This is a genomic window from Pseudomonas sp. 39004 (assembly GCF_028682155.1).
GTDB lineage: Bacteria > Pseudomonadota > Gammaproteobacteria > Pseudomonadales > Pseudomonadaceae > Aquipseudomonas > Aquipseudomonas capeferrum.
The window spans coordinates 1-10,933 of record NZ_JANIAG010000183.1; the positions used below are offsets into that span (position 1 = coordinate 1).

Here is a 10,933-nt window from a genome sequence, read left to right on the forward strand (position 1 = left end):
GGTTGACGATGGAAGCTTAGCTCAAATGGAATATTTATTTTTGAGACAGGACACTAGTACGTAATTCATTGAGGGCCTGGGCATCTGCACTACCTGATGTCTGGGTTCACATCACGCTTTGCATGCGCCACTGATCACAACAATAAAAAGGTAACGCCATGTCTTCCCAACTTTCCCCTCATGCAGGGCAGTGCATCCTGTCCGCTGGCTCACTCTCTGGGCCTTCCAATATGCGTGAGGCCGGCAATCATGAGTAACTACCCCGCGAATCAGCTTGATGAGAAAAGAATGTCCGCCTTCCAATGGTGGGTTATCGCACTCTGTTTTGTAATCAACATGCTGGACGGATTCGACGTGTTAGTAATGGCCTTTACGGCTTCTTCCGTAGCCGCTGACTGGGGCCTCAGTGGCCTGCGACTTGGCTATCTGCTTAGCGCGGGTTTAGTCGGCATGGCAATCGGATCGCTTTTCATCGCGCCTTGGGCTGATCGCTTCGGCCGTCGCCCGTTAATCCTTGTATGCATAGCCGTGGCCGGGGCAGGCATGCTCGCTTCCTCGCAGGCTACCGGTCCTGGAATGCTCGCCGCCTTCCGTTTCGTTACCGGCTTGGGTATCGGTGGTATTTTGGCCAGTAGCTATGTAATCGCAGGCGAGTATGCCAATAAACGTTGGCGGGGGCTTGCAATCAGCCTCCAATCAACGGCCTACGCGCTGGGTGCAACAATTGGCGGAGTAATCGCCGCGAAGATGATTCCTGCGTTGGGTTGGAGGTCCGTTTTCCTTTATGGTGGCTTCGTTACGCTAGCAATACTGCCTGTGTTGTTTTTGTGGCTGCCAGAATCGCTTGCATTTCTGATGTCGAGAAAATCTGATGTAGCAATCAAACGTATCAACCAGTTGCGGCTCAGAGTTAAACTCGCACCGCTCGACGAAATGCCTGAGTCGACCCACGCCACACGCACCTCTCTACGTGCATCGTTTGCTCAGCTGTTCTCCCCCGCCCTATTGCGGTCTACTTTGCTGATTTGGGTATCCTTCTTCCTGGTCATGTTCGGTTTTTATTTTGTGATGAGCTGGACTCCGAGGTTGCTGGTGACCGCGGGACTGTCCAACGAACAAGGGATCACGGGAGGAGTGTTGCTCAACGTCGGTGGTATTTTCGGCACAGCACTAGTAGGACTATTGGCAGCACGCTTCCGGTTATCCAAGGTGCTGATGATCTATCTCCTGACCAACGCACTGCTGCTTGGCGTTTTTGTGAAATTTACAGATGCGCTGCATTTAGCATTTGTACTTGCTGTTTTGATTGGTATTTTTGTGAATGGTTGTGTGGCAGGGCTCTACGCGCTGACACCGTCTATCTATGACGCTAGCCAGCGCGTGACGGGTTTGGGTTGGGGTATCGGCATTGGTCGAGCAGGCGCCATTGCCTCACCGCTTGTGGCCGGACAACTTATCGATGCCCATTGGAACCCCTCTGACTTGTACCTGCTATTTGCAATGGCCTTTGTTCTCGCATCGATCGCTGTCGCACTTCTAGGACGTAGTTCACTTAAGCCTCTCCACACTGCAACAAGCCTCTGAGATATCAAAGAACAATAAGAAGGTAAATCCGATGCGACGTAACGCTGAATGCCTGATGCAGTGTGCGCTGAGCGTGCCATTTCTTTGCATGAGCACATTTGTTTCAGCAGCTTTTTTTGAAGACAGTACTATTGCCTTAACGAACAGGAACTATTATCTCGATCGTGACTACAAAGGAGACTCGCCGATTTCGGCCGTTCGCGAATGGGCCCAAGGCTTCATTCTCAGGGCAAACTCAGGATATACAGAGGGTCCTGTAGGTTTTGGTTTGGACCTCACCGGGATGCTGGGGGTGAAGCTTGATTCGTCACCTCAGCGATCAGGCACCCAGCTCTTGCCTATAGATCCACAGACACGAAGGGCAAAGGACGAATATTCTGAGCTTGGCGCTACGGTGAAAGCTCGCTTCTCTAAAACGAGTCTTTCAGTGGGTACTCAACTTCCTTCGCTTCCCGTGATTACTGCAAGCCCCGCGCGATTGCTGCCACAAACCTTCAGGGGGGCGTCGGTGACCAGTTCAGAAATTGAGAACTTGACCTTGCAGGCTGGACGAATGGATAGAGTCAATCTAAGGGATTCTACGAACAATCAGCCGATAGCAATGGCCTCACCGAATGGCCGCTTCAAGTCTGGCGTTTTTTCAGATCGCTTCGAGTACCTGGGTGGCGAGTACCGTTTCGCCGATAACTTTACGGCACGCTATTACCATGCAGATCTCGAAAACATCTACGCACAAGACTTCATTGGGGGTATTCATTCCATTGCACTTGGATCCGGTAGGCTCAAGACCGAGCTGCGAGTATTCGACAGCCGTGAGAGCGGGCGCGCAGAGGCAGGTAAAGTAGACAATCTTAACGCTGGCTTGACGCTTAGTTACCTAACGGGTGGACATACGCTTGGAGTAGGCTACATGTATCAAACGGGAGATACTGCCTTCGCCTATCTGGCCGGGGGCGAGCCTGTCGTTCTCAGTGATGGTACGATGAGCGCGGATTTCGTGAACCCCAAAGAACGAACAATGCTTCTGCGATACGACTACAATTTTGTAGCCATGGGTGTCCCTGGACTAGCGGCTATGATCCGCTACCTCAGAGGTACGAACATCGATCTGCCCAGCCTTGGGGGGAGCAATCTGACGGAGTCCTCAAAAGACCTGGAGCTTTCATATGTTGTACAGTCCGGCCCTGCTAAAGACCTCGCCCTTCGCATTCGCCATGCCTTTTACAGGAATGACTTGAGTTCCGGCGCGAGCTTCAGAAGTGATAACGAAACCAGAATAAACATCGATTACACTGTAAAATTTTAGTAGCGCGATAACGTCTATGAATCGCCCCTGGTTTCCTAGACACCTCCAAGCCTCATAATGAGGCCCAAATAGGAGGTGCCATGAGTCGTCAGCGTTACCCCGAAGAATTCAAGATCGAAGCGGTCAAGCAAGTGACCGAAAAAGGCAAATCTGTCGCCGATGTCGCCCAGCGCCTGGGCATGTCCGTGCACAGCCTTTACGCCTGGATCAAGCTCTATAGCAAGCGTCAGCAAGACGACGATCGGCAGGCCGAACTGCGCAAGCTACGCGCTGAACTCAAGAGCGTGACGTAAGAGCGAGACATCCAATCGCCCCCTAATGAGCCGCCGCAGCTCATTGCGCCGCATCACGCCTTTGCCTCAGGGCTAACAAGCAGTGGCAGCAGCTCCGAAACTAACGCTTTCGCATCCTGTTCGTACCCTTCGCGCCAACGGCCAGACCAATCGCAAGGACGCCCATCATCCTCCCACTCGGCCAATGCCAGCGCATTTACAATTTCCATCTCAAACCAAAGGGTCTGCCACCTTTCTGCATCTGACACCAAGATTGAGTTTTGCCAGGCGAATTCGGTCTGCGCTACGAAGCTCGACCAACACAGCAGATCCTGAGGTGCTTCCCGCGCCAGTACCATCAATTCCGAAACTGTCATCACAAACTTCCTCCACTGACTAAAGTCGCGATTGGCGCACACACATAACCGTTTAGCACCGCTTCTTAAGCAGGTACCACCCGCCGTGCATCCCTTCGCACCGCTTGTGGCGGTACGCCGAATCCGCGGATGAATACCTCGCGCATATGCCGGCGATCCCTAAAACCAGTTTCTTTAGCCACCACATCCAGGCTGTGTCGGCTCTGCTCAATCATCAATCGGGCAGCCTCAAGACGAAGACGCTCTATGGCCTTGGCCGGTGATTGCCCGGTCTCGGCGGTGAACACGCGGGTGAACTGCCGGGGGCTCAGGTGCACAACTTCAGCGAGTTCCTCAACACTCAACGGACGACTCAAATTTTTGCGAGCGTAATCCAGAGCGCTTTGAATCCGATCCGACTTCGGTGCAAGCGTCAGCAGTTCGGAGTGTTGGGATTGCCCACCCGAGCGGCGCTGATGCATCACGAGCTTGCGCGCCACGGACCTGGCCATTTCGGCTCCCAGGTCTTTTTCCACCATACCCAGCGCCATATCCAGGGCAGCGGTCATGCCGGCGGACGTCCAGATCTGCCCGTCCACAATGAATATCCGATCTTCTTCGACTTCAATCTTCGGATGCAGCTCGCGCAGCTTTTTCGCATAGGCCCAATGCGTCGTTGCACGCCGATAATCCAGCACGCCTGCCTGAGCCAACACAAAACAGCCCGTACAAAGGCCCGCAGTGCGCCGTGCGCCGTCGACAAAACCCCGCACACTGGCCAGCACGTCTGCACCAGGAGGCGTCAATGGCGTCAAAGTCCCCGTAATCATCCAGGTATCGGCCAAACCAGGAGCCCCAAGAGGAAGCGTATCCATGTACATCCCCAGAGAAGAGCGCACCGTGCCACCCTCCATGGAGAAATTCTGGATTCTGTAAACCGTTTCGCCCGCGACGATGTTGGCGAACTCGAATACCGCCTGCGTTGCCAGCGACATGACCTGGAAACCTTCGGTAATAAGGTAGCCGACCCGGTGCATGGTAGAGCTCCACTGTTCAATGTCCTAAAACCGTATTATATGCGTCGTTTAAGACAACAGCGCTATTCTGCATCATGGCTCCACACCCAAACACCGGAACATCACCATGACGCAGCAATTCAAGGGCACCGCCCTCATCACCGGCGCCTCCACCGGAATCGGATCGATCTACGCAGAACGCTTGGCCCGCCGGGGTTACGACTTGGTGCTGGTCGCCCGTAACCGGGAGCGCCTCAACACCTTGGCCAGCCGGCTCACCAGCGAAACCCGGCAGAACGTAGAGGTGTATCCGGCAGACCTAGCCAAGGCAGATGACCTCGCCAAGGTAGAACGCAAACTGCGTGAAGACGCCAGCATCAGCCTGCTCGTGAACAACGCAGGCATCGGCACCCACACCAGCCTGCTGGAAAGTGATGTCGAGCGCATGGCCGAAATGATCACCCTCAACGTGACCGCCCTCACCCGCCTTACCTACGCCGCCATCCCAGGATTTACCGCTCGCAAGCACGGCGCCGTCATCAATATCTCGTCCATCGTGAGCCTGGCGCCAGAACTGCTCAATGGCGTGTATGGCGGCAGCAAGGCCTATGTGACCGCGTTCACTCAGTCCCTGCACAAGGAGCTAGCGGATAAAGGCATCAAAATCCAGGCGGTGCTACCAGGGGCCACAGCCACCGACTTCTGGCAGATCGGTGGCTTGCCTGTCGAGAACCTCGATCCGGGCATCGTGATGTCGGCCCAAGACCTGGTGGACGGAGCCCTGCAGGATTTCGACGACAGTGTGTTGATCTCCATCCCCTCGATGCATGACTTGCAAGCTTTCGAACGCTACGAAGCCAGCCGACAGGCCATGTTCAGTCAGCTTTCCAGCAATCTGCTTGCTCCGCGTTACAACGCCAAATGATCAGCAGGTCAAACGCTACCCACCATTTTCACCACAGGCGACAAAGTCTTACTCCATTCAGGCTATTTCTTGAGTGAATCGAAACGTCTAGCCTTAACCCACATTCAATCAGAGAGTCAAACCAATGAAGGCCGTCGTCTACACCCAACCCGGTTTGCCGATCCAAGACCCTCAATCGCTGTACGACACGCAGCTGCCCACCCCGACACCCGGTGCCCGGGACCTCCTTGTCGAGGTCAAGGCTATCGCCGTCAACCCGGTTGATACGAAGATCCGTGCAAGCCGTGGCGGTGAGCAACCACAGGTGCTGGGCTGGGATGCCGTCGGCGTCGTCCGTGAGGTAGGTGCTGAAGTGACGTTGTTCCAACCGGGCGATGAGGTTTTCTACGCCGGTGCTATCGACCGCCCGGGCACCTACAGTGAGCTTCACGTAGTGGATGAACGCATCGTCGGGCACAAGCCTCGCAGCTTGGATAATGCGAGTGCCGCTGCCCTCCCCCTGACCTCGATTACCGCGTGGGAGCTGCTGTTTGACCGCTTGGGCGTTGTCGAAAATGCAGGTAAAGGCCAAAGCCTTTTGGTTATCGGCGCGGCTGGCGGGGTGGGTTCGATTTTGGTTCAGCTGGCCAGCAAGCTCACGCAGCTGACCGTCATCGGCACCGCCTCAAGGCCTGAGACCCAGGCGTGGGTCAAGGAACTGGGTGCCCATCATGTCATCGACCACTCCAAGCCGATCGCGCCTCAGTTGCAAGCGCTCGGGCTCGATACGGTCGATTATGTGATCAGCCTGACGCACACCGACACCTACCTTGCGCAGTTGGTGGAAGTGCTTCGTCCACAAGGCAAACTGGCGCTGATCGACGACCCCGCACAGCTGGATGTAATGCCACTCAAACGCAAGTCGCTGTCACTGCACTGGGAGCTGATGTTCACACGTTCGTTGTACAAAACCGAGGACATGATCAAGCAGCACCAATTGCTCGAGCGTGTTTCAAAGCTGATCGATGACGGTGTACTCAAAACCACCGTGGGTGAGCACTTCGGCACGATCAACGCCGATAATCTCAAGCGCGCGCACGCCGTAATCGAAAGTGGCAAGGCACGCGGCAAGATTGTCCTGGAAGCCTTTTGATGGCTACACCGGTCTGCCCTCATCTTTAAGATGCGGCCATCACATCATGAGAACGTTTCTTTCACTCAATTTTCACGTGGTTTGAGAGAACCTGAAGCTATCCCTACGTGTGATAGACCTTGCCCGCCTAGCAGCGGGCTTTCTTTTGCCCGCAAAATCTCACCGGCATTTAGCCGGTACTGGCTTACTTGCGGCGGGTCATAGCGCTCAGCACAGCTGCAACAAGCAAAAATACTCCGCTGGCTACGAACGTAGCTTGATAGCCCATCCCGTCGTACAGCACGCCGCCTACCGTTGCCCCTACAGTAATAGCCAACTGAATCACCGCGACCATCAGGCCACCCCCGGCTTCAGCATCGCGCGGCAGTGCCCTGGCCAACCAGGTGAACCATCCCACGGGAGCACAGGTAGCGATCAGCCCCCAGAAACCCAGCAGAACGGCGACTGGAACGACCCAGCTACCCACCGCGATCACGGCGAATGCGATGGCGGTCATGATCAACGGTATCCCCATTAGCACCCGATTCAGATGTCGTGCAACGAGGGCGCCCACCAACACAGTGCCTACCAATCCTGCGGCGCCAATGATCAGCAGGAGCAGCGAGAGCGTAGGCACATCCACCTGCGTGACCGTTTCCAGGAAGGGCCGCAGATAAGTGAACAGTGTGAACTGCCCCATAAAGAGGAAGGCAACGGCGGCCATGCCGAGCGCGACCCTGCTGTCTCCCAGCAAGCGCAGCGAGCCGGTGGCCGATAACTTAGCGCGCTCACTCGGCATTGCCGGCAGCGTGAACGCTTGCCAGATCAACGCCAACGCGGCCAACGGCACCACGCAAAAAAATGCTCCTCTCCAGCCAATGATGCCGCCCAAATAACTCCCGACCGGAGCCGCGACTGCCGTGGCCAGTGCGGTACCGCCCTGCATCACGGCAATGGCCTTGGGAACGAGCGCTTTGGGTGCGATGCGCATCATCACCGCTGTGGACATCGACCAGTAACCACCGATGGCAATCCCGAGCACGGCGCGCCCCACCATCAACGTCAGGTAGTCCGGGGCGTATGCCACCATCCCTCCGGAAATCAGCATCAGCGCCGTTGTGGCCAGTAGCACAGGCTTGCGGTCGATCCCCTGGGTCAGGGTGGCCAGCAACAGGCTAGTGATCACGGCGAAGAAGCCCGAGATTGAAATGGCCTGCCCGGCCTGGCCTTCAGTCAGCGACAAATCGGATGCAATGGGGGTGAGCAAGCTCACTGGCAAAAATTCGGACGCCACCAGGGCGAAGGCACAGAGTGACATCGCCAGGACAGCACTCCAAACCTGGCGGCTTGAATGTTGAAGGGGTAGTGAATCCCGTTCGAGCGAAACCGGCTCACGCTTGTACAAACTGTTCGCTCCATGGGGCATGTCCGCGGCTCCCGCAGTGAATGAACTGTCATCTTCCTCGCGTAAACCGGCCTACCAGTAGAGCAAATGGCTAGTTTTCTTGCCTAAATCTCCAAGCCGTGCTGACCGGGCATGGACAGCTCAGGCAGCGCACGCGTAGTGTTTTCCCACGAGATCATCGGATGCTTCCTATGCACGCCAGCCCACAACCGCCCTCTCCCTCTAACCCAATGGCCACGCTGTGCAGGGTCATCGGCGCCCATGCGCCTACCGCTGGCGATTTCGCGACGCGCATTGCAGCGCTCGGCGTCTACCGACGTCATGCACCGGCCCCGCCGATCACGTGCATCGTTGAGCCGAGCATCGTGCTGGTCGCCCAGGGCGCCAAAGAGATGGTCATTGGCAGCGACGTGTTCCCCTACGACACGAGCCGCTTCCTGGTCACTTCACTGAATATCCCCGCCAACTCGGCGGTGACGATGGCCAGCGAGGCAGCCCCCTGTCTTGGCCTGGTGTTCAGGCTCGACCTGCGCACGCTGGCGGAATTGATCGCGCAAGATGGTCGTCTTCCAGTGAGCGGTCAGGCCTTTCATACCAGCGCGGGAGTGGGTGAACTCAGCCCGAAGCTGCTGCAGAGCTTCACCCGCCTGATCGAGTTGCTGGAAGAGCCCGATGCGATCCCTACCCTCTGGCCGCTCATTCAGCGAGAAATCCACTACCGGCTATTACTCAGTGACCAGGCCCCTCTCCTGCGCTACATCGCTTCCGTGGGCAGCAAGGGGCACCGAATAGCCAAGGCCATCGACTGGATGAAGCTGAACTACGCCGCCCCGCTGCGGGTGGACGAGCTGGCCTCCCAGGTGCAAATGGGGCTCTCGACCTTCCATCATCACTTCCGCCAGCTCACCGCGATGAGCCCGCTGCAGTACCAGAAATGGTTGAGGTTGAACGAGGCGAAACGGTTGATGCTCAACGAGCATCTGGATGCCGCCACCGCTGCCTTCAAAGTCGGCTATGAAAGCCCCTCGCAGTTCAGCCGCGAGTATGGGCGGCAGTTCGGCACGCCGCCAAAGCGCGACATCGCTGGGTTGCGCCTAGGTGCGCAACGATCAGGCGCCACCACGCCCAGCCTGCCCTGAACCTTGAGCACTCACCTACAAGGAGGAGAACATTTGTACTCCACCGGTAAAATGAAGATCGTCCGCCTCATACGTCATGGAGAAAGCGCGGCGAATGCCGGCGCAGCCACCCTGGATCACGCGACCATCCCACTGACTGATAAGGGCCGCGATCAAGCAGCGCGCGTAGCCAGGTCAATCAGCAAGGCGCCTGGATTGATCGTTGCGTCACCCTTCTCACGCGCTCAAGCAACCGCGGATGCCACGATTTCAGTGTTCCCCAGCGTTACCTGCGAGACATGGCCCATCGAAGAATTCACCTACCTCGCGCCTGCGAATTGCGTGAATACTACGGTTGCTCAACGAAAAGCTTGGGTCGACCTGTATTGGGCTAAAGCTGATCCTTCCCACGTCGACGGAGAAGGCGCAGAGTCGTTCCTCGCATTTATTGAGCGCGCGCGGTCGTTCTTGGATCGCCTGGCCTTGCACCCGGCACAAGACATTCTGGTGTTTTCCCATGGTCAGTTCCTCAATGCCGTGGCTTGGCTGATCGAGTGTGAACCACGCATGATCGATGGCCAGGCAATGACTCACTGGCGCGAATTTGAGATCGCGAACCACATTCACAATGGCTGGGGGCTTGAGCTGGTACTCAATGCCGAAAAACCATCCTGTACGGCCCGGCGCGCCTTTGTATGACCGAGTCGCGAAAAGCGATTAAGCTGCGGCAGTTGGTGCAATGCAGCCAGAATGACTGAGAACAGCTTCTTTTCATGCCCCAAGGATGACCATGGCTACACACAGTTCTACCACCACGCAAAAACACTTAGCAGTACTGATTGACGCCGACAATGCGCCAGCTGCGATCGTAGAGGGGCTTTTCGAAGAGATCGCCAAGTACGGTGTTGCCAGCGTCAAGCGGATCTACGGTGACTGGACTGGCCCGCAACTCGGTGGCTGGAAAAAAGTGCTGCTCGACCATTCGATCCAACCCATCCAGCAATTTGCCTATACCAAGGGCAAGAACGCCACCGACAGCTCGCTCATCATCGACGCCATGGATTTGCTCTACACCCGGCGCTTCAATGGCTTTTGCCTGGTGTCCAGCGACAGCGACTTCACACGCCTGGCCTCAAGGCTGCGGGAGGAAGGCTTGACGGTTTACGGGTTTGGTGAGGAAAAAACGCCCAAGCCCTTTGTGGCCGCTTGCGACAAGTTCATCTACATCGAATTGCTGCGTGACGAAGCCGCTCAGTCGCCCAATGCCGAGGCGTCTGTCGAGTCCTCCGTGACGCCTGATGCAAAACCGGTGGCGGCAGAAAAGCCCAAGAAGCCCAAGGCGCCCATCGGTTTCATTACCAAGATTCTGGACGATATTGCTGATGAGGATGGCTGGGCACATTTAAGTGTGTTGGGTACGAACATCTCGAAGCTTCGCCCGGAGTTTGACCCGCGTACCCATGGTTTCAAGAAGCTGAGCGACCTGATCAAGGCATACCCGCAGACGTTCGAACTACAAGCTCGCGGTGCATCTGCTGGGGGTACCGCGATGTACGCCCGGCACAAGCCACCCAGCAAGTGATGCCATTGTAATCAGGAGGTCCTGTTTCGAGGCCGGCGAGCTGGGCGCCTTCTGCACCTTGGCGAGCGACGCCCGTTGTAGGAGCGGCCTTGCGTCGCGAAAGGGCTGCAAAGCAGCCCCGGCACTATCAGCGGTGACGCACCAATCTGGGGCCGCTGCGCGCCCCTTTCCGACCGGCCCGGCGCCCCGGCAAGGCCGCTCCTACAAGGGACCGCAGAGGGTCACAGGGCGATGCCTTGTTCGCCGAAGAAGGGCTTG

10 protein-coding genes and 1 pseudogene are annotated in these 10,933 nt (G+C 56.7%); 8 read left to right on the forward strand and 3 right to left on the reverse strand.

Annotated features, from left to right (window positions below; all coding sequences use genetic code 11):
* The first annotated feature begins 249 nt into the window (after positions 1-249).
* The 3 genes and pseudogenes from NP534_RS22870 to NP534_RS22880 form a co-directional block, all read left to right on the forward strand.
* Positions 250-1,584 carry an MFS transporter gene (locus tag NP534_RS22870; RefSeq protein WP_274100207.1) on the forward strand — a complete coding sequence of 445 codons (1,335 nt, stop codon included), beginning with the start codon at positions 250-252 and terminating at the stop codon, positions 1,582-1,584.
* 31 nt (positions 1,585-1,615) lie between these two features.
* Positions 1,616-2,890 (forward strand): OprD family porin, encoded by a 1,275-nt coding sequence (locus tag NP534_RS22875; RefSeq protein WP_274100208.1) that lies wholly within the window; start codon positions 1,616-1,618, stop codon positions 2,888-2,890.
* A gap of 80 nt (positions 2,891-2,970) precedes the next feature.
* Positions 2,971-3,180: pseudogene (locus NP534_RS22880) on the forward strand (transposase); the annotation flags it as partial.
* Between the two features lie 56 nt (positions 3,181-3,236).
* Here NP534_RS22880 and NP534_RS22885 read toward each other — a convergent pair.
* Together NP534_RS22885 and NP534_RS22890 are read right to left on the reverse strand one after the other, a co-directional pair.
* Complete coding sequence (locus tag NP534_RS22885; protein WP_277604287.1) at positions 3,237-3,539, reverse strand: hypothetical protein; 303 nt, start codon at positions 3,537-3,539, stop codon at positions 3,237-3,239.
* Between the two features lie 65 nt (positions 3,540-3,604).
* A complete protein-coding gene (locus NP534_RS22890; RefSeq protein ID WP_033697826.1) occupies positions 3,605-4,555 on the reverse strand; it encodes a GlxA family transcriptional regulator in 951 nt (316 codons plus the stop codon).
* Positions 4,556-4,661: 106 nt separating this feature from the next.
* Here NP534_RS22890 and NP534_RS22895 point away from each other — a divergent pair, with 106 nt between their 5' ends.
* Both NP534_RS22895 and NP534_RS22900 read left to right on the forward strand, forming a co-directional pair.
* Positions 4,662-5,459 (forward strand): SDR family NAD(P)-dependent oxidoreductase, encoded by a 798-nt coding sequence (locus NP534_RS22895; protein WP_274100209.1) that lies wholly within the window; start codon positions 4,662-4,664, stop codon positions 5,457-5,459.
* A gap of 124 nt (positions 5,460-5,583) precedes the next feature.
* Positions 5,584-6,591 (forward strand): zinc-binding alcohol dehydrogenase family protein, encoded by a 1,008-nt coding sequence (locus NP534_RS22900; RefSeq protein ID WP_274100210.1) that lies wholly within the window; start codon positions 5,584-5,586, stop codon positions 6,589-6,591.
* Positions 6,592-6,775: 184 nt separating this feature from the next.
* Here the strand turns inward: NP534_RS22900 and NP534_RS22905 are convergent, their stop codons facing one another.
* Positions 6,776-7,888, reverse strand: coding sequence for an MFS transporter (locus NP534_RS22905; protein ID WP_274100212.1), 1,113 nt, complete (start codon positions 7,886-7,888; stop codon positions 6,776-6,778).
* A gap of 278 nt (positions 7,889-8,166) precedes the next feature.
* Between NP534_RS22905 and NP534_RS22910 the strand changes: the two genes are divergently transcribed.
* From NP534_RS22910 to NP534_RS22920, 3 genes are all read left to right on the forward strand, one after another.
* The gene (locus tag NP534_RS22910) at positions 8,167-9,114 is read left to right on the forward strand and encodes an AraC family transcriptional regulator (RefSeq protein ID WP_274100211.1); all 948 of its coding nucleotides are present in this window, start codon (positions 8,167-8,169) and stop codon (positions 9,112-9,114) included.
* Positions 9,115-9,165: 51 nt separating this feature from the next.
* Complete coding sequence (locus NP534_RS22915; protein WP_274100213.1) at positions 9,166-9,792, forward strand: histidine phosphatase family protein; 627 nt, start codon at positions 9,166-9,168, stop codon at positions 9,790-9,792.
* A 91-nt stretch (positions 9,793-9,883) separates the two neighbouring features.
* Positions 9,884-10,675 (forward strand): NYN domain-containing protein, encoded by a 792-nt coding sequence (locus NP534_RS22920; protein WP_033697820.1) that lies wholly within the window; start codon positions 9,884-9,886, stop codon positions 10,673-10,675.
* Positions 10,676-10,933: the final 258 nt, after the last annotated feature.